Source organism: Pseudomonas sp. JAI120 (assembly GCF_014207255.1).
Classification (GTDB): domain Bacteria; phylum Pseudomonadota; class Gammaproteobacteria; order Pseudomonadales; family Pseudomonadaceae; genus Aquipseudomonas.
Genome location: NZ_JACHCZ010000005.1, coordinates 402411 through 420730, shown reverse-complemented (window position 1 = coordinate 420730; position 18320 = coordinate 402411). Strand labels below are relative to the sequence as shown.

Genomic DNA, 18320 nt, shown 5'->3' with positions numbered 1-18320 from the left:
CCCGATAGCGGTATGTCAGCCAACACCTCTACCAACCATGCCACCGCCATCGAAGCCTCGCTAAAGCTCGACATCTCCCACAGGGATCAGCGGTGCTCACGAGATCTATAGCCGAGCAACTTCTCACCTGCCAATCGAGCTCAAATGTGGGAGGGGGCTTGCCCCCGATAGCGGTATGTCAGCCAACACCTCTACCAACCATGCCACCGCCATCGAAGCCTCGCTAAAGCTCGACATCTCCCACAGGGATCAGCGGTGCCCACGAGATCTATAGCCGAGCAACTTCCCACCTGCCAATCGAGCTCAAATGTGGGAGGGGGCTTGCCCCCGATTGCGGTGTGTCAGCCAAGACACCTGTCACCAGTGCCGCCGCCACCGAAGCCTAGCTAAAGCTCGACCTCTCCCACACAGGAAGGGCATCACGCCGGCAACGGATCACCCGGCAGCATCAATTCAATCCCGCGCTTGCGGATGCCATCTGCCGCCGCCGGGGCCAGGGCGTCGTCGCTGATGATCACGTCGAACGGTTCGAGCCCGGCGATGCGGTACATGCTGAAGGTGCCGTATTTGGAACTGCTCGCCACCAGCACGACCTGGGACGCCGATTGCATCGCCACTTGCTTGACCTCGACTTTCAGCGCCGAGGGGGTGGTGATACCTCGGTGCAAATCCCAGGAGCTGGTTGACACAAAGGCGATGTCCGTCACCACCTGGCGCAGGGTCGCCACGGCCAGCCCGCCGACGGAAGAATGGTTGTCATGGTCCAGTTGGCCGCCGGTGTGGATCACCGTGACCTGCGTCGCATCCATAAGGGCCTGCACGATCCCGAAGTCGTTGGTGACCACCGTCATGCCCGACAGCGCCTTGATATAAGGGACAATCTCCAGGGTGCTGGTGCCGGCATCCAGGTACACCGTCATGTCCGCGTGCAGCAATCGCGCCGCCAGTCGCGCCATCGCCTGTTTTTGCGGCAACTCCACCACGGCTTTGGATTGATGGCTGGGTTCGCTGTGCAACTGGCTGGCGATCCGGACCCCCCCGGTGACGGAGTACGCCCGGCCTTCCTGCTCCAGCAGTGCAATATCGCGGCGCACGGTCATGTGCGAGCAGTCGAACATCTCCATCAACTGGTGCACGCTCATCACTTGATGCTTGCGCAATTGCCGCAGGATTTGTTCGCGACGCTGCTCGGGAATCATCGGGGTGCTGCTGTCGGCGGCCGTGTCCTTGGGGTTGGGCATTAAGGCTCCGGGATGGTTAGGTAAGATGCGGGGAGTGCGTGGCTATAGTAGCCAATACACGCCCCCGCAAGCGACCCCGGTGTAACAACGGTCAGAACTTGAAGCGGCCCACCAACCCCTTGAGCTGACCGGAAATATCCGTCAACCGACCTGATCCGGTCTGCGCCGAGTGGGCAAAGCCTTCGACCAGTTGCGCATCGGCATGGATCTGCGCGATGTGGCGGTTGATCTCCTCGGCCACCTGGTGCTGTTCTTCAGCGGCCGTGGCGATCTGGGTGTTCTGGTCGCGGATCGAGTCCACCGAGCCTTGGATCTTGTCGAAGCTGTCGCGGGCCTGCTGGATGCGTTCCACGCTGGTGTGGGACACCAGCAGGCTGCCCTGCATCTGCTGGGTGACTTCCTGGGTGCGGCGGGCGAGGTTGCCCAGCAGGCTGTCGATTTCACCGGTGGAGTCGGCAGTGCGGCGCGCCAGGGCGCGGACTTCGTCGGCGACCACGGCAAAACCGCGGCCCTGGTCACCGGCGCGCGCGGCTTCAATCGCCGCGTTGAGCGCCAGCAGGTTGGTCTGTTCGGCGATCGAGCGGATGGTGTCGAGGATGGTGTTGATGTTTTGGCTGTCCTGCTCCAGCAACTGCATGGTCTGGGTCGACTTTTGCAGGTCTTCGCTGAGCTTGAGCACGCTGCCGGTGGCTTCGCCGATATGCTGCTGGCCATTGTGCACGTCGCGGTAGCCTTCGTCGGCACTCGCGGCGGCGGCGCTGCAGGAGCGCGCGACTTCGTTGGCGGTGGCCACCATTTCGTTGAACGCGGTGCTCACCAGCTCCACGGCTTCACGCTGGCGACCGGCGGCCTGGTTCATGTTGTTGGCGACTTCGCTGGTGTCGGCGGCGGCGGTTTGCAGGTCGGAAGAGGCATTGCCGATGCGCTGCACCAGTTGCGCGATCATGCTCAGGAACTGGTTGAACCAGCCGGCCAGGCTGGCGGTTTCGTCCTTGCCTTGCACCTTGAGTTGGCGCGTCAGGTCGCCTTCGCCTTCAGCAATTTCTTGCAGGCCGTCGGCCACCCCGCGAATCGGGCGCACGATCATGCTGGCAAAGCTGGCGCCGACAATCGCGAACACCACGGCCAGGGCGGCGGCAATCGCGGCGATCAACCAGGTGAGGCGGGTGGCGCCGGCCATGACTTCATCGCGCTTGATCAGGCCGATAAAGCGCCAGCCCAGATCCTTGGAGCTGACCACGTTGGCCATGTAGGCCACGCCGTCGATGTCGATCTGGGTCACGCCGTCGCCGCGCTTGGCCAGTTCGGCGTAGTTGGGGCCCAGGTCGGCCATCGGCTTGAAGTTGTGCTGGGCGTCGCTGGGGTCCACCAGCACGTTGCCGTTGGCTTCCACCAGCATCAGGTAGCCGCTGTCGCCCAGCTTGATGTTGCGCACCAGCTCGGTGAGCTGCTTGAGCGACACGTCCAGGCCGACCACGCCGAGGATGTTGCCGGTAGCGTCGGCGACGGTGTGCACGGTGCCGATCAGCACCACGTCGTCCGGTGCCCAGTAATAAGCGCCCGTGCGCACGGTGGCGCCCGGCGCGGCGATGGCGGCCTTGTACCAGGGGCGTACGCGCGGGTCGTAGTTGTTCAGTTTGGTGTCGTCAGGCCAGCTGGCATAACCGCCGTCGGCGAGGCCCAAAGACAAGTAGGCGGTGCTCGGGTGGCTTTTGGCGAACTGATCGAAAATCGCCAGCAGGTCTTTGTTGGTCTGGGTCAGGGGGATTTGCGCGGCGTCGGCGCCGGCGTAGCTCTTGAGGTCCTTGGCCGCGACAACGCGCGGGTCCTTGGCCACGAAGTCGACGTTCTGGCTGATGCCATCGAAAAACTGCTTCATGCCGTTGTCGATCTGACGGATCTCGCGACCGCTGCTGTCGAGGAAATTGGCCAGGGCCCCCTCGCGCAAGTTCAGCACAACCATAACGGCCACCAGGATGACTGGCAGGCACGCGATAGCGGCAAACGCCCAGGTCAACTTTTGCTTGATATTCATGACTTCACCCGCGGGTATTTATATTTTTGGCAAGGAGAAAACAGTGGCGTCGAGCGTCGCATGTGTTGTTTTGAGGGGATGTAGCCCATGCGTACTCCCTTTGTATCGACTGCGGGAGCACGCACTTTAGGCCGAAGGGCATGTTTATCCGATGCGCTCGCCACCCAGCGCATCACGCTGCATCGACTGCAGGTTTTTCTCGATGGTTTCGCAGATGGCTTCCATCTGGATCTGGTGTTCGCTGGAGCGGAACGGACTTTGCAGGTCGGTGCCGATACGCTCGATGGCCAGCAGCATAAAGCCCACAACGGTGGACGCCAGCGGGGTGAACCAGCCCAGGGATTCCACCAGGCCCACGGGCACGATCAGGCAGAAGAGCGAGATAAACAGGCGTGGGAAATACACGTAAGGGTAGGGCAGTGGCGTGTTGGCGATCCGCTCCATGCCGCCCTGGGCGTTGGACAAATCCACCAGGGTCGACTCCATCCGCGCCAGGCGAATGCTGTCCAGGTGCCCGGTCTTGTATTCCTTGGCCAGCAACGCCGCCGAGCCGGTGAGGATGTCATTGGCAAAGTTATTGGTGGCGCCGTTGCGGGCGAATTCCTCGGAGGGGATAAAGGCGCGTACTTCATCAGGGCACGGTTCGCCCTTGAGGTGCGCGGCCAGGCAATTCACATACGCCACATGGCGGCGCAGCAGGGTGGCCTTGACCGGGTTCACTTCGCCGTCGGGATCGTCCAGCAGGGTTAATACCTGCCGGGCAAAGCTGCGAGAATTGTTGACCATCGCCCCCCACAGCGTGCGTGCCTCCCACCAGCGGTTATAGGCGCTGCTGTTGCGAAAACTGATGAGCACGATCAGTGCCGAGCCCAGCAGGGTAAGGGGCATCAGCGGCAAGTTGATCTTGGCAGTGAGGAACAGCATGAAGTCTACGGTGACGGCGACGTCCCACAGCAACAGCCAGAACAGCGACCAGCCCACATAGCCCATGGTCTTGATGATCAGGCGGTACTTTTTGATGATGGCGGCTTTCAAACGACAACCTCGCGGCGAGCGGTAAGCAACAGTGCCTTAGCTCGGACGTCGGCTTGCAGGGAAGGTTCGCAGCGCTGACTGAAACGGTTAAGCCGCCTGAGTTTTCTGGAACAATTTTGGTAGCGACGATGTCCCCTGAACTAATCACGATAGATTGCGCTCAAGGCGAAACGCCATTATCGGTGCTGCAATTGAGATCAGTGAATCCAAGTTGGTTGATCAGGGCTCTTTCTCATGTGCAGTGGTTCGTTGAAGTTGGCGATGGAACAGTCGGCGCGGGCGTTTGAGCGCCATGTGGATTTTGAAGCGTGTATTCGTACCCATTATTCGATTTTGTTGGAGTCCTATTCAAAAAGACCGTTTTTCTATAAGACCGCACTGAAGTTCAGTCGCTTGATGGTGTCCTTTACGTTATTGAGCACGTATTTCTCCAAGCCGGTGCCATTACTGTCCGAGGTGAAAGAGTTTTGTATGGCGCGTGGGTTTTGTTCCAGGAACAGCCTGGAGTCGATCTTCCTGCTGTTCAGGGCGTTGGGGTTCATGACGGTGTCGAGGCATGCGGATGACAGCCGTTTGCGGGTATTCAGCCCGTCATCCCAAGCCTGCGAGGAGATCCGGCTGATGCTCACGTCGGTGGTCGAGCCGCTGGGCGTGATGTGCCCGCAAACCGCGGTTTGCAGCTCAATGAACGGGTTGGATGATCGGGCTTACCTGGCACGTTATTTCAAAGGGTTTTCGGTCCTTCTGTCCCATAACGTGACCATTGACCTGTTGATGCCTGATTGTTATTGGCTGGTAAAGCGCGATGCCGGGCATATGTTGATGCTGGCGATCTATAACGATGCGTGTGCGCTGGATAACCAGGGGGCAAGCTTCAGGACTTCGTCCTACCTTTCCATCGCAGAGCAACTCTCGGTGTCCAAGACCCACGTTATTCGCTTGGTGCAAGAGGGGGCCGACCGGGGCTATTTCAAGATTCACTCCAAGACACTGCTTGAAGTCCTGCCACCTTTTATGGTGTTGGTAAGACGCTTCATGGCGTATTCGTTTGCGACCTGTCTGCACAGTCTTCAACTAAGTCATGCCGATAACAAAGCGGCCACTCATACACAGGGAGTGACGGGATGCCGGCTAATGTGAAACTCAGGCCACGAATGCAAAGGCTGTTGTCGCCCGCCATTGCCCAGGCCGAACTGATCGGGATTTTCGCCTGGCTGGCGGTGTTGCTGGTTGATCGCGGGGGGAGGTTCGGCTGGCCGGTCGTGCTGGTCACGATGGGGCTGTGCGTGGTCTATAGGGTTCACCGGGCGGTGACTCAGTATGTGCTGTGGCGGGCACTGGGCGTGGCCTACATGGTGCTGCTGTCCGCGGGTTTTGCCTATGTGGTTCACACCCGTCCCGAGCTGCAGGTATTCGCCTTGCCGCTGGCCGTGACCTTGGTGATGAGCAGCGCAATCCTGTTTATCGTGGTTCAGGACTTTCTGGTCTGCGCCGCCTTGGTCTGGTTACTGACGTGGCCCAGCATTCAGATGAGCCTTTACGAAGGCGTCGATATCTACGTGTTTATCTTTTGCGCCTCGTCGGTGGCGATCGGCTTTATCTTGAATGTCTACTACCTGAAGAACCTGCGTTCCGTGTTACTGGTGGAGAGTGAGTTTCGGGAGTTGGCCGAGACCGATTACTTGACCTCCATCCTGAATCGGCGGGCCTTTATGGAGAGCTTCGCCAAACTGATTGCGGCCGGTGATACCGGCTACTTCATGATGCTGGATATCGACAGTTTCAAATTGAAGAATGACCAGTTCGGCCATGACGTCGGCGACAGGATTCTCTGCGCCATGGCCGCGTGCCTTAAATCCACCCCGGGCAGCCACAGTTTCGGCAGGATTGGCGGCGAAGAATTCGGGGTGCTGCTGGTGGGCGATGACCTTGGTCTCGCCACCGATTACGCGCTGCGCCTGCTGCAAGCGATCCGCAGCAGTGTCGCGCCACCCCATGACTACACCTGCAGTGCGGGCATGACGCATTTCACGGTCGGGGCCGATATGTCAGCGGTCCTCAAGCGTGCCGACCGCAACCTCTACACCGCCAAGGGCAACGGCAAGGACCGCGTGTATCTGGATGGCGCGCCGGTGTCCCACGGTTCGATGTCCACCCCGGAGGCCCTATGAAAGTTGGCGTGATTTCCGATACCCATGGCCTGCTGCGGCCTGAAGCCGTGGCGGCGTTGCAGGGATGTGAACAGATCATCCATGCCGGTGATATCGGCAGCCCTGAGATTCTTCAGCAATTAGCGCAGATCGCGCCCCTGCACGTGGTGCGCGGCAACAACGACCAGGACGCGCCGTGGGCACGGCAGATGCCCGACTATCTGATGCTGGATGTGGGTGGATGGCGGACGCTGGTGGTGCATGACATCGCCGACGTACCTGCATTACTCGATACGCCTACGCGGCTGGTGATCACCGGCCATTCGCACAAGCCCCTGATCGAGTGGCGGGGCGCAACGCTGTATGTGAACCCCGGCAGTGCAGGGCGGCGGCGCTTCACGTTGCCGGTGACGTTGGCGGTGCTGGAGGTGCGGGAGATGACGATCGAGTCGCGGCTGATCGCGCTGCTGGACTGATCCGGGTTTTATTGTTGCGCCAGGATGCTCTGCAACAACCCCGGAAACCGTTCCTCAAGCACATCGCCGCGCAATGAATTCATATGGGTGGTGCCCACGCTGCGGGTGTGTACCAGGCCGGCATCGCGCAGGACCCGGAAGTGGTGAGACATACTGGACTTGGGGCGCCCGCCGTCCAGTTCGCCGCAGGTGGCTTCGGGCACACCGGCCAGGCAGCGCACGATTTCCAGGCGCACCGGGTCACTCAGGGCGTACAGCAGACGCTCGAGGGTCAGGTCTTCAAGGGGAGGGTGTTTAAAGGCTCGCATGAAACGAATCATAACAGGGGGGTATCATCGAATACCATAGTTCGATTACCATCGAACTATCGAATCAAATCACTCGCTCCCGGAGTTCTCAATGTCCGCTTTGTTCGAACCGTTCAAACTCAAAGACGTCACCCTGCGCAATCGCATCGCCATCCCGCCCATGTGCCAATACATGGCCGAGGACGGCATCGTCAACGACTGGCACCTCGTGCACCTGGCCGGTATGGCGCGTGGCGGCGCCGGTTTGCTGGTGGTCGAAGCCACCGCTGTAGCGCCTGAGGGGCGCATCACCCCAGGTTGCGCCGGTATCTGGAGCGACGCCCACGCCGCAGCGTTCGTGCCCATGGTCAAGGCCATCAAGGCCGCCGGCTCGGTGCCAGGCATCCAGATCGGTCACGCCGGTCGCAAAGCCAGCGCCAACCGCCCGTGGGAAGGGGACGACCATATGCCTGCCTCCGATGCGCGCAGCTGGGAAACCATCGCGCCGTCGGCCATCGCCTTCGGTGCCAACCTGCCGCAAGTGCCACGCGCCATGACCCTGGACGACATCGCTCGGGTCAAGCAGGACTTCGTCGACGCCGCCCGCCGTGCCCGCGACGCCGGTTTCGAGTGGATCGAACTGCACTTCGCCCATGGCTACCTGGGCCAGAGCTTCTTCTCCGAGCATTCCAACCAGCGCACCGACGCCTACGGTGGCAGCTTCGACAACCGCAGCCGTTTCCTCCTGGAAACCCTGGCCGCCGTGCGCGAAGTCTGGCCAGAGAACCTGCCGCTGACCGCGCGTTTTGGCGTGATCGAATACGACGGCCGTGACGAGCAGACCCTCACCGAATCCATCGAACTGGCCCGCAACTTCAAGGCTGGCGGCCTGGACCTGCTGAGCGTCAGCGTCGGTTTTACCATCCCCGACACCAATATCCCGTGGGGCCCGGCCTTCATGGGCCCGATCGCCGAGCGCGTGCGCCGCGAAGCGGGCATCCCGGTGACCTCGGCCTGGGGCTTTGGCACGCCGCAACTGGCAGAAGGCGCGTTGCAGTCTGGGCACCTGGACCTGGTCTCGGTCGGTCGTGCGCACCTTGCGGACCCGCATTGGGCGTACTTCGCTGCCAAGGAGCTGGGCGTGGAGAAATCCTCCTGGACCTTGCCGGCGCCTTACGCCCATTGGCTGGAGCGCTATCGCTAAGGTAAGCCAGGCAGTCTATAGGCCACTCAATTGAGTGGCTTTTTTTCGTCTCGGTATTGATACAAAACGGATACTCAAAAAACAACGAATGAGAATAGATATCAAACGAGAATTCATTGATATATCATGCGCCGCGAATTCTTGGCAGGTTTGCCGCCCCTTCTGGCTCTTTCACTAGGTTCAACATCCATGCGTCGTACCTTGATTTCCCTCTGTGTGCTTCAGGCGTTTTCGCCTTTTACCTGGGCAGAGGTTGTCCCTGCCGACAAGGCCAGTCTTGAGCTGCAGGCCACCAATGTCACGGGCGAGGCGGACTACGAGACGGCGCAAGGGCCGGTCAAGGGCTACCACGCCACACGTTCGGCGAGTGCGACGCGCACCGACACCTCGATTCATGAAACCCCGCAGTCCATCAGCGTCGTGTCCAAGGATGTGGTCGAAGATATCGGCGCCACCCGCTTGCAGGACGCACTGGACTACGCCGGCGGCGTGGGCCGCGCCAACAATTTCGGTGGGCAGGGGCTCACCACCTTCACCGTACGTGGCTTCACCACCGGCGAGTTCTACCGCAACGGTTTCCCGATCAACCGTGGCTACCCGAACATGCCGGATGCCAACACCATCGAACGCCTCGAAGTGCTGCGCGGCCCGGCAACCATGCTGTATGGCCGTGGCGATCCCGGCGGCACCTTCAACGTGGTGTCCAAGCAACCGCTGGCCGAGCCGACCGTGACCCTCGGCAGCCAACTGGATGACCAAGGCATGCAACGCGCCACCCTTGACGCCTCCGGCCCGCTGGACGAACAGGGTCGCCTGGCCTATCGCCTGAACGTGGTGGGCGAGGGCGGTGACACCTTCCGTGATCATGTCGAGACCGAACGCTACGGCGTGACGCCGGTGATCACCTGGCAGGCCAGCGATGACACCAAGGTGATCTTCGAAGGCGATTTCATGCGCAACAACCACCCGCTGGACCGTGGCCTGACGCGCTACCCCAATCAAAAAGGCACCGCCTCGCGCGATACGTTCTGGGGTGAAAAAGACGTCGGCAAACTGCACAACGACAACAGCATGGCCCAGCTGCGTTTCGAGCACCTGCTCAATGACAGCTGGACCCTGGGCGGTGGTTTCCAGTGGCTGGACGGCACCTTGCAGGGCAATGCCATTGAAGCCAACAGCCTGGGCGCCGACGGTCGTACCCTGAGCCGCAACTTCAACTACCGCAAACTGGAGTGGACCGATAAAGACACCCAGCTCAACCTCACCGGGCATTTCTCCACCGGCGGTTTCGACCACACCTTGCTTACCGGCGTCGAGTTCGAAGACTACGACTACAAGTCGATTATCCAGCGTTCCAGCGGTTTGGCGGGTAGCTATCCCATCGACATCTTCAACCCGGTCTACGGCCAGGCGCGCCCGAACCTCACGCGCACGCCGACCCACGACAAGGAAAACCTCAAGACCTACGCTGCTTTTGTCCAGGACCAGGTGGCCCTGACCGAGCGTTTGAAAGTCCTTGCCGGCGCACGCTTCGAGCGCTTTGAACACGACTACCACACCTACGTGCAGGGCGGTAAAAGCTGGGAAGCCAGCGACAACGCCGTCACCCCACGCGTCGGCGTGATCTACGACCTCACCGACACCGTCGCGGTCTACGCTGACGCCGCGCGTTCGTTCAAGCCCAACACCGGCGCCAGTCGCCAGGGCGGTGGTTTTGAACCGGAGAAAGGCAAATCCTACGAGATGGGCATCAAGTGGGAAGCCCTGGACCGTCAACTCAGCGTCGACGCCGCGATCTACCAGATCGAGAAGAAAAACGTGCTCACCACCGACCCTCTCGACTCAACCTTCAGCGTCGCCGCCGGCCAGGTTCGCAGCCGTGGTTTCGACTTGAACGTGGCGGGCAACCTCACCCCCGAGTGGCGTGTGATCGGCGGCTATGCCTACGTGGACGCCGAAGTGACCAAGGACAACACCCTGCGCACCGGCACGCGTTTGCTGAACATCCCGCGAAATAGCTTCAGCCTGCTCAACGTCTACGAATTCCAGGACGGCGCCCTCAAGGGCCTGGGCCTGGGCGCGGGTGGCAAGTATGTGGATGAGCGGGCCGGGCAGACCTCCAACAATGCCTTCTCGATGGACGCCTACACCGTGGTCGACCTGCTCAGCTACTACAAGGTCAACGACAAGGTGCGGCTGAACCTGGATGTGAAGAACCTGTTCAATCGCGACTATGAAGAAGGTGCGTTTGGCAACGTATACGCCTACCCAGGCGAACCACGCACGGTGCAGGTAGGCATCGCCTACACCCTCTAACGGCCTGCACAGTTTCAATGTGGGAGGGGGCTTGCCCCCTCCCACATTTAATTGCGTTTACATTACAACGGCGTGAGCACATTCATCACCGTATCCAACGCCACCCGCGTGTCATCCAACTGCACCAGCGACGCATGCCGGGCGCCAAGGGCGTCGCGGTTCTGGATTGCGGTGAGGATCGCCTTGTGCCGGGGCAGGCTCAGGCCCTGGATGTCCGGGCGGCGGTTGGTGATGTTGATCGACTCGCGCAGCGGCAACGACAGCATGTTGCACATATAGGCGAGCAGGTCGTTGCGGGTGGCGTCGGCGATGGCGCGGTGGAAGTCCAGGTCGGCCTGCAACAGCTGTTCGTGGGTCTGCGCGGTTTCCATGCCCTGGTAGGCTTTTTCGATGGTGGCGATGTCTTCATCGGTGGCGGTGGTCGCGGCCATGGCGGCAATCTCCGGCTCGAGGATGCGCCGCACACCGGCCAGGGTATTGAAAAATTCACTGTGGGGCGTGGACTGCATCAACCAGGACAACACGTCCGGGTCGAGCAGGTGCCATTTCAAGCGCGGCCGTACCACCGCGCCCACCCGTGGCTTGGAATACACCAGGCCCTTGGCGCTGAGCACCCGGGTCGCCTCGCGCAACACCGAACGACTGACCTTGTACTCCTCGCAGAGCGTGGCCTCCATGGGCAGCCGTTCTTCGGGCTTGAAGCGACCTGAAACGATGTGCATGCCCAAGTCCTGAACGATCTGGGCATGCATGCTCTTGCGCGGCTTGGGCGGCTGGTGATCCATAACGACAGGGATGCTCTGACTTAAATTCGCGGCATCATAGCATCCCAATTAGTGGGAATGCCGGGGGACTTCAGCCCCACGGCAACCCACCAGGAAGTCAAAGTCGCAACCCTGGTCGGCCTGCAGCACATGGTCGATGTACAACTGGCGGTAGCCGCCGACGATCAGGTTCTGCGGCGGCTTCAGGTCGGCCATGCGCGCCGCCAGCTCTGCGTCGGGGATGTCCAGGTGCAGGCGGCCGTTGGCGCAGTCGAGTTCGATCCAGTCACCTTCCTTCACCGTGGCCAACGGTCCGCCGGCCGCGGCTTCCGGCGCCACATGCAACACAACCGTGCCGTAGGCGGTGCCGCTCATGCGCGCATCGGAGATCCGCACCATATCGGTCACGCCCTGGGCCAGCAGTTTGGCCGGCAAGCCCATGTTGCCGACTTCGGCCATGCCTGGGTAACCCTTGGGGCCGCAGTTTTTCATGACCAGGATCGAGTTGGCGTCCACGTCCAGTTCCGGGTCGTTGATGCGCGCCTTGTACATGTCGAAGTTCTCGAACACCACCGCACGGCCGCGATGCTGCATCAGCTCGGCGCTGGCCGCCGAAGGCTTGAGCACCGCGCCCAATGGCGCCAGGTTGCCGCGCAGCACGCAGATGCCACCGTCGGCGCGGATCGGGTTGTCGAGGGTGCGGATCACTTCGTCCTGGCCGTAGATCGGCGAGTCCTCGGTGTTTTCGCCCAGGGTCTTGCCGTTGACGGTCAGGGCATTCGGGTGCGGGATCAGGTTGGCTTCACCGAGGCGACGCAGCACGGCGGGCAGGCCACCGGCGTAGTAGAACTCTTCCATCAGGAAGCGCCCGGACGGTTGCAGGTCGACGATGGTCGGCATGCCGCGACCGATGCGGGTCCAGTCGTCCAGGTCGAGCTCGACGCCGATGCGCCCGGCGATGGCTTTCAAGTGGATCACGGCGTTGGTCGAACCACCGATGGCGGCGTTCACGCGGATGGCGTTTTCAAACGCTTCCTTGGTGAGGATCTTCGACAGCTTCAAGTCTTCGCGCACCATCTCCACCGCACGCATGCCGGACATATGGGCCAACACATAACGGCGCGCATCCACTGCCGGGATCGCCGCGTTGTGGGGCAGGGAAGTGCCCAGTGCCTCGGCCATGCAGGCCATGGTCGACGCGGTGCCCATGGTGTTGCAGGTGCCCGCCGAACGCGACATGCCGCCTTCGGCCGCGAGGAAATCATCCAGGGTAATGGTGCCGGCCTTGACCTGTTCACTGAGCTGCCACACCACGGTGCCCGAGCCGATGTCCTGGCCCTTGTGCTTGCCGTTGAGCATCGGCCCGCCGGTGACCACGATGGCCGGTACGTCGCAACTGGCGGCGCCCATCAGCAGGGCCGGGGTGGTCTTGTCGCAGCCGGTCAGCAGCACCACACCGTCAATCGGGTTGCCGCGAATGGCTTCCTCCACGTCCATGCTCGCCAGGTTGCGGGTGAGCATGGCGGTGGGGCGTAGGTTGGATTCGCCGTTGGAGAACACCGGGAATTCCACCGGGAAGCCGCCGGCCTCGATCACGCCACGTTTGACGTGCTCGGCGATCTGGCGGAAATGCGCGTTGCACGGGGTCAGCTCCGACCAGGTATTGCAGATACCGATGATCGGCTTGCCATGAAACTGATGGTCGGCAATGCCCTGGTTCTTCATCCAGCTGCGGTACATAAAGCCGTTTTTGTCGGCGGTACCAAACCACTGGGCGGAGCGTAGGCCGGGCTTTTTATCAGACATGATCGATTCTCTTATTGTATGACTATATGTTCTATGCGTGCTTAAACATAAGCGCAAAATCGATGCTTTGGAAGAGTTGTTTTGTAAATAGTCCTACTATATAGTCTGGCTTAACTGAGGTATGACCCTGGCGGATTTTCGCGAGAGGCGTCCCCCGAGCTTCTATAAGAACAACAATCGGAGATCGACCCCCATGAGCCAGGAACTGCGGCTTATTCGGCGCATCACGCTGAAACTGATTCCCTTCCTGATCCTGCTGTACCTGATCGCCTACGTGGACCGTTCCGCCGTGGGTTTTGCCAAGCTGCACATGGGCGCCGACGTCGGTATCGGCGATGCGGCCTATGGCCTGGGCGCGGGATTGTTCTTCATTGGCTACTTCCTCTTCGAGATCCCCAGCAACCTGATGCTCGACCGCTTCGGCGCACGGCGTTGGTTCGCGCGGATCATGATCACCTGGGGCGCGATCACCATCGGCATGGCCTTCGTGCAAGGGCCGCACAGCTTCTATGTGATGCGCTTCCTGCTCGGCGCGGCCGAAGCCGGATTCTTTCCCGGCGTCCTGTACTACATCACCCAATGGTTCCCGGTGCGCCATCGCGGCAAGATCCTCGGGCTGTTCATCCTCTCCCAACCGATTGCGATGATGATCACCGGCCCCGTGTCCGGCGGCCTGCTGGGCATGGACGGCATTCTCGGCCTGCATGGCTGGCAGTGGCTGTTCATCGTGATCGGCACCCCGGCGATCCTGCTGACCTGGCCGGTGCTGCGCTACCTGCCGGATGGCCCCAAGCAGGTCAAATGGATGAGCGACGACGAAAAGGCCTGGCTCACCGGTGAGCTGGACAAAGACCTGCAGGCCTACGGCCAGACCCGCCACGGCAACCCGCTGCATGCCCTCAAGGACAAACGCGTGTTACTGCTGGCGCTGTTCTACCTGCCGGTGACCCTGAGCATCTATGGCCTGGGCCTGTGGTTGCCGACCCTGATCAAGCAGTTCGGCGGCACCGACCTGGTCACCGGCTTTATCTCCGCGGTGCCGTACATCTTCGGCATCATCGGCCTGCTGATCATCCCGCGCAGTTCCGACCGCCTGAATGATCGCTACGGCCACCTCGCCGTGCTTTATGTGCTGGGCGCCATCGGCCTGTTCTTCAGTGCCTGGCTGAGTGTGCCGGTGCTGCAAATGGCCGCGCTGTGCCTGGCGGCGTTTGCGCTGTTTTCCTGCACCGCAGTGTTCTGGACCTTGCCGGGGCGCTTCTTTGCCGGCGCCAGTGCGGCGGCGGGCATTGCCTTGATCAACTCGGTGGGCAACCTCGGCGGCTATATCGGTCCGTTCGTGATCGGTGCGCTCAAGGAATACACCGGCAACCTCGCCTCGGGCTTGTACTTCCTGTCCGCGGTCATGGTGTTCGGGCTGGTCTTGACCGGCGTGGTCTACCGCGTGCTGGAGCGCAAGCACGTACTGCCCGCCGATCAATTCGCCGCCAGCGCCCGTGGCGCCACACGTACTTAATCTGGGAGAAGTTTCATGCGTTTAGTTCAGTTCGAGTCAAGCAACGGTGAACGCCGGGTCGGCGTTGTAGAAGGCGCCACAGTGCGCGAAGTGCTTACCGCGCGCAGCGTGCGCGAACTGGCGCTGGCTGCCATCGAGGCGGGCGTCAAGTTGCAGCAGCAGGTCGAGAGCCTGGGCCTGGGCGACAGCCATGACTACGCCGCGTTGCTGGCCGACCTGAAGATTTTGCCGCCGTTGGATCACCCGGACCCGGCCCATATGCTCATCAGCGGTACCGGCCTGACCCACCTGGGCAGCGCCTCGGCGCGCGACAAAATGCACCAGCAGGCCGGCGATGAAAGCACCTTGACCGACACCATGCGCATCTTCAAATGGGGCGTGGAGGGCGGCAAGCCCGCTGCCGGCCAGGCCGGCGTGCAACCGGAATGGTTCTACAAGGGCGACGGCAGCATCGTCGTGCGCCCAGGCGAAGCCTTCCCGGTGCCACCGTTTGCCGAAGACGCCGGTGAAGAACCGGAAATCGGCGGCCTGTATGTGATCGGTCCGGACAGCAAGCCCTATCGCCTGGGTTTTGCAGTGGGCAACGAGTTCTCCGACCACATCATGGAGCGCAAGAACTACCTGTACCTGGCCCATTCCAAGCTGCGCAGTTGCAGCTACGGTCCCGAGCTGCGCGTGGGCGAGTTGCCCCAGCACCTGGCCGGCACCAGCCGCATCCTGCGTAACGGCGAGGAAATCTGGCGGAACGAATTCCTCAGTGGCGAGGCCAATATGTGCCACAGCCTGGAAAACCTCGAGTACCACCACTTCAAATACCGCCAGTTCCTCAAGCCGGGCGATGTGCACATTCACTTCTTCGGCACCGCCACGCTGTCATTCGCCGATGGTATACGTACCCAACCGGGCGATGTGTTCGAGATCAGCCAGGCCGAGTTCGGCGCGCCGTTGGTCAATGGCGTCGGCAGCAGCGATGCGGCATTTGAACCCGGCCAAGTCACCCCCCTTTAAGGAGATCAACATGACCCAGTTCCTCGGCCACAACTACATCGGCGGCCAGCGCAGCGCCAACGGCAGCATCAAGCTGCAGAGCGTCGATGCCAGCACGGGCGAGACCTTGCCGCAGGATTTCTACCAGGCCACGCCGGAAGAGGTCGATGCCGCCGCCAAGGCCGCCGCCGCGGCGTATCCGGCTTACCGTGCGTTGAGTGCCGCGCGCCGTGCGCAGTTCCTGGACGCGATAGCCGACGAGCTGGATGCCCTGAGCGATAACTTCATCGAGCTGGTCTGCCGTGAAACCGCGCTGCCCGCCGCACGTATCAAAGGCGAGCGTGGGCGTACCAGCGGCCAGATGCGCCTGTTCGCCACGGTGCTGCGTCGCGGTGATTTCTACGGCGCGCGCATCGACAAGGCGTTACCCGATCGCCAGCCGCTGCCACGCCCGGACCTGCGCCAATACCGCATCGGCCTGGGCCCGGTGGCCGTGTTCGGCGCGAGCAACTTCCCCCTGGCGTTTTCCACCGCAGGCGGCGATACCGCAGCGGCGCTGGCGGCCGGTTGCCCGGTGGTGTTCAAGGCCCACAGCGGGCATATGGCCACCGCTGAACAGGTGGCCAGTGCAATCATTCGCGCGGCAGAAGCGACCGAGATGCCGGCGGGTGTGTTCAATATGATCTTTGGTGGCGGCGTCGGCGAGGCGCTGGTCAAGCACCCGGCGATCCAGGCGGTGGGCTTTACCGGCTCGCTCAAGGGCGGTCGCGCCTTGTGCGACATGGCCGCGGCACGCCCGCAGCCGATCCCGGTGTTTGCCGAGATGTCGAGCATCAACCCGGTGATCGTGCTGTCCCAGGCCCTGCAAGCGCGAGCGGAAACCGTCGCACGGGATCTGACCGCGTCGGTGGTGCAAGGCTGCGGCCAGTTCTGCACCAACCCTGGCCTGGTGATCGGTATCGCGTCGCCGCAGTTCACCGCGTTTACCCAACAGGTCGCCCAACTGATCGGCGAGCAACCGGCGCAAACCATGCTCAATGCCGGCACCCTGAGCAGCTACGGTAAAGGCCTGGAAAAACTCCTGGCGCACCCTGGCATTCAACATTTGGCCGGTAGCACCCAGGCGGGTAATCAGGCGCAACCGCAGCTGTTCAAGGCGGATGTACGCTTGCTGATCGAGGGCGATGAAGTGCTGCAGGAAGAAGTCTTCGGCCCTACCACGGTGTTTGTCGAAGTTGCTGATCAAGCCCAACTCAGCGCCGCCTTGCAAGGCCTGCACGGCCAGCTCACCGCGACGATCATTGGCGAACCGGCAGACTTTCAAGAGTTCGCCGAACTTACGCCGCTGCTGGAACAGAAAGTCGGGCGCATCCTGCTCAACGGCTACCCGACCGGCGTCGAAGTCTGCGACTCGATGGTGCATGGCGGTCCGTATCCGGCGACGTCGGATGCCCGTGGCACCTCGGTCGGCACCTTGGCCATCGACCGTTTCCTGCGTCCGGTGTGCTTCCAGAACTACCCTGACAGCCTGCTGCCTGACGCGTTGAAAAACGCCAACCCGTTGCGCATCCAGCGCCTGGTGGATGGCACGCCATCCCGCGACTCGCTGTAAACACTCATCAGGAGGCGTCATGTCGTGTACCGCTGTCACTGAGCACCGTGCGCAACTGGGGGAAGGCCCGTTCTGGGATGTGCCGACCCAGGCGCTGTACTGGGTCAATATCGCCGGCAAACAGGCCCTGCGCCTGATGGGCGGGCAGTTGCAGATCTGGCAGTTGCCCGAGCACGTTTCGGCGTTTATCCCGTGTGAAAGCGGTGATGCGCTGGTGACCTTGAGCAGCGGTGTCTACCGCCTGGACCTGGCCACCGAAGCCCTCACCCTGCTCTGCGTGGCCGACCCGCAGCCGGGCAACCGTGGCAATGAAGCACGCTGCGATGCCCAGGGCCGCCTGTGGCTGGGCACCATGCAGAACAACATCGGCGAACATGGCGAAGACCTGCCGATCACGCGGCGCTCCGGCGGCCTGTTTCGCATCGATGCGGATGCACAGGTCACGCCGTTGCTCCACGGCCTGGGCATTCCCAACACCTTGCTGTGGAGCGAGGACGGCCGCCAGGTGCATTTCGGTGACAGCCTGGACGCCACGCTCTACCAGTATTCGATCCAGGCCGACGGTCAACTCCAGCCGCCAAGCGTGTGGTTCGGCCCGCACGCGCGCGGCGGGCCGGATGGCTCGGCCATGGACAGCCAAGGCTACCTCTGGAACGCCCGTTGGGACGGCAGTTGCCTGCTGCGCCTGACGCCCGAGGGGGAGGTGGACCGCATTATCGAGTTGCCCGTGAGTCGCCCCACCAGTTGCGTATTCGGTGGCCCCCACCTCACCACCTTGTATATCACCAGCGCCGCCAGTCCATTGGATCACCCTTTGGACGGCGCGGTGCTGGCCATCGAAGTCGATGTACCCGGCATGCCTTGCCATCGCTTTGCCGGTTAATGCCTAAA

14 protein-coding genes and 2 pseudogenes are annotated in these 18320 nt (G+C 61.9%); 9 read left to right on the top strand and 7 right to left on the bottom strand.

From position 1 onward, the window contains the following. Positions 1-419 precede the first annotated feature (419 nt). From HDC32_RS25515 to HDC32_RS25505, 4 genes and pseudogenes are all read right to left on the bottom strand, one after another. Positions 420-1241: a DeoR/GlpR family DNA-binding transcription regulator gene (locus tag HDC32_RS25515; protein ID WP_131698757.1), complete on the bottom strand. Its 822-nt coding sequence runs from the start codon at positions 1239-1241 to the stop codon at positions 420-422. Between the two features lie 91 nt (positions 1242-1332). Then, a pseudogene (locus tag HDC32_RS32565) lies at positions 1333-1848 on the bottom strand (methyl-accepting chemotaxis protein); the annotation flags it as partial. A 348-nt stretch (positions 1849-2196) separates the two neighbouring features. Continuing rightward, positions 2197-3120: pseudogene (locus tag HDC32_RS32560) on the bottom strand (cache domain-containing protein); the annotation flags it as partial. 300 nt (positions 3121-3420) lie between these two features. After that, positions 3421-4311, bottom strand: coding sequence for a bestrophin family protein (locus tag HDC32_RS25505; RefSeq protein ID WP_145338765.1), 891 nt, complete (start codon positions 4309-4311; stop codon positions 3421-3423). Between the two features lie 261 nt (positions 4312-4572). Here HDC32_RS25505 and HDC32_RS25500 point away from each other — a divergent pair, with 261 nt between their 5' ends. From HDC32_RS25500 to HDC32_RS25490, 3 genes are read left to right on the top strand one after another with little or no spacing between them, the layout of a single operon-like run. Further along, entirely contained in the window at positions 4573-5451 is an 879-nt protein-coding gene (locus HDC32_RS25500) for a hypothetical protein (RefSeq protein WP_184746027.1), read from the top strand. After that, positions 5436-6482, top strand: coding sequence for a GGDEF domain-containing protein (locus tag HDC32_RS25495; RefSeq protein ID WP_145338763.1), 1047 nt, complete (start codon positions 5436-5438; stop codon positions 6480-6482). The genes HDC32_RS25500 and HDC32_RS25495 overlap by 16 nt, the downstream gene beginning before the upstream one ends. Next, positions 6479-6937: a metallophosphoesterase family protein gene (locus HDC32_RS25490; RefSeq protein WP_184746025.1), complete on the top strand. Its 459-nt coding sequence runs from the start codon at positions 6479-6481 to the stop codon at positions 6935-6937. Before HDC32_RS25495 ends, HDC32_RS25490 begins: the two co-directional genes overlap by 4 nt. A gap of 8 nt (positions 6938-6945) precedes the next feature. Here the strand turns inward: HDC32_RS25490 and HDC32_RS25485 are convergent, their stop codons facing one another. Next, positions 6946-7257, bottom strand: a complete 312-nt coding sequence (locus HDC32_RS25485) for an ArsR/SmtB family transcription factor (protein ID WP_093546722.1) — start codon at positions 7255-7257, stop codon at positions 6946-6948. A 79-nt stretch (positions 7258-7336) separates the two neighbouring features. On the opposite strand from HDC32_RS25485, the gene HDC32_RS25480 reads away from it, so the two are divergent. Together HDC32_RS25480 and HDC32_RS25475 are read left to right on the top strand one after the other, a co-directional pair. Continuing rightward, positions 7337-8428 (top strand): NADH:flavin oxidoreductase/NADH oxidase, encoded by a 1092-nt coding sequence (locus tag HDC32_RS25480; RefSeq protein WP_145338761.1) that lies wholly within the window; start codon positions 7337-7339, stop codon positions 8426-8428. 189 nt (positions 8429-8617) lie between these two features. Then, positions 8618-10744, top strand: coding sequence for a TonB-dependent siderophore receptor (locus tag HDC32_RS25475; protein WP_184746023.1), 2127 nt, complete (start codon positions 8618-8620; stop codon positions 10742-10744). 62 nt (positions 10745-10806) lie between these two features. Here HDC32_RS25475 and HDC32_RS25470 read toward each other — a convergent pair whose 3' ends face one another. Both HDC32_RS25470 and HDC32_RS25465 read right to left on the bottom strand, forming a co-directional pair. After that, positions 10807-11529, bottom strand: a complete 723-nt coding sequence (locus HDC32_RS25470; protein ID WP_065926379.1) for a FadR/GntR family transcriptional regulator — start codon at positions 11527-11529, stop codon at positions 10807-10809. A 48-nt stretch (positions 11530-11577) separates the two neighbouring features. Beyond that, positions 11578-13314 (bottom strand): IlvD/Edd family dehydratase, encoded by a 1737-nt coding sequence (locus HDC32_RS25465; protein ID WP_184746021.1) that lies wholly within the window; start codon positions 13312-13314, stop codon positions 11578-11580. A gap of 193 nt (positions 13315-13507) precedes the next feature. Here HDC32_RS25465 and HDC32_RS25460 point away from each other — a divergent pair, with 193 nt between their 5' ends. Genes HDC32_RS25460 through HDC32_RS25445 form a run of 4 tightly spaced genes read left to right on the top strand, consistent with a single transcriptional unit; the run spans position 13508 to position 18312 of the window. Beyond that, the gene (locus HDC32_RS25460) at positions 13508-14830 is read left to right on the top strand and encodes an MFS transporter (RefSeq protein ID WP_131698749.1); all 1323 of its coding nucleotides are present in this window, start codon (positions 13508-13510) and stop codon (positions 14828-14830) included. 15 nt (positions 14831-14845) lie between these two features. Beyond that, positions 14846-15838, top strand: coding sequence for an AraD1 family protein (gene araD1, locus HDC32_RS25455; protein ID WP_184746019.1), 993 nt, complete (start codon positions 14846-14848; stop codon positions 15836-15838). A 10-nt stretch (positions 15839-15848) separates the two neighbouring features. Further along, entirely contained in the window at positions 15849-17429 is a 1581-nt protein-coding gene (locus HDC32_RS25450) for an aldehyde dehydrogenase (NADP(+)) (RefSeq protein ID WP_184746017.1), read from the top strand. A 19-nt stretch (positions 17430-17448) separates the two neighbouring features. Next, positions 17449-18312, top strand: a complete 864-nt coding sequence (locus tag HDC32_RS25445) for an SMP-30/gluconolactonase/LRE family protein (protein WP_131698746.1) — start codon at positions 17449-17451, stop codon at positions 18310-18312. Positions 18313-18320 lie beyond the last annotated feature (8 nt).

What these genes read in the sequence shown, in the direction of transcription:
- HDC32_RS25445 (WP_131698746.1), top strand. Translation starts at nt 17,449, where the DNA reads ATGTCGTGTACCGCTGTCACTGAGCACCGTGCGCAACTGGGGGAAGGC.
- HDC32_RS25490 (WP_184746025.1), top strand. Translation starts at nt 6,479, where the DNA reads ATGAAAGTTGGCGTGATTTCCGATACCCATGGCCTGCTGCGGCCTGAA.
- HDC32_RS25470 (WP_065926379.1), bottom strand. Translation starts at nt 11,529, where the DNA reads ATGGATCACCAGCCGCCCAAGCCGCGCAAGAGCATGCATGCCCAGATC.
- HDC32_RS25475 (WP_184746023.1), top strand. Translation starts at nt 8,618, where the DNA reads ATGCGTCGTACCTTGATTTCCCTCTGTGTGCTTCAGGCGTTTTCGCCT.
- HDC32_RS25500 (WP_184746027.1), top strand. Translation starts at nt 4,573, where the DNA reads ATGGAACAGTCGGCGCGGGCGTTTGAGCGCCATGTGGATTTTGAAGCG.
- HDC32_RS25465 (WP_184746021.1), bottom strand. Translation starts at nt 13,314, where the DNA reads ATGTCTGATAAAAAGCCCGGCCTACGCTCCGCCCAGTGGTTTGGTACC.
- HDC32_RS25480 (WP_145338761.1), top strand. Translation starts at nt 7,337, where the DNA reads ATGTCCGCTTTGTTCGAACCGTTCAAACTCAAAGACGTCACCCTGCGC.
- HDC32_RS25515 (WP_131698757.1), bottom strand. Translation starts at nt 1,241, where the DNA reads ATGCCCAACCCCAAGGACACGGCCGCCGACAGCAGCACCCCGATGATT.
- HDC32_RS25460 (WP_131698749.1), top strand. Translation starts at nt 13,508, where the DNA reads ATGAGCCAGGAACTGCGGCTTATTCGGCGCATCACGCTGAAACTGATT.
- araD1 (WP_184746019.1), top strand. Translation starts at nt 14,846, where the DNA reads ATGCGTTTAGTTCAGTTCGAGTCAAGCAACGGTGAACGCCGGGTCGGC.
- HDC32_RS25485 (WP_093546722.1), bottom strand. Translation starts at nt 7,257, where the DNA reads ATGATTCGTTTCATGCGAGCCTTTAAACACCCTCCCCTTGAAGACCTG.
- HDC32_RS25450 (WP_184746017.1), top strand. Translation starts at nt 15,849, where the DNA reads ATGACCCAGTTCCTCGGCCACAACTACATCGGCGGCCAGCGCAGCGCC.
- HDC32_RS25495 (WP_145338763.1), top strand. Translation starts at nt 5,436, where the DNA reads ATGCCGGCTAATGTGAAACTCAGGCCACGAATGCAAAGGCTGTTGTCG.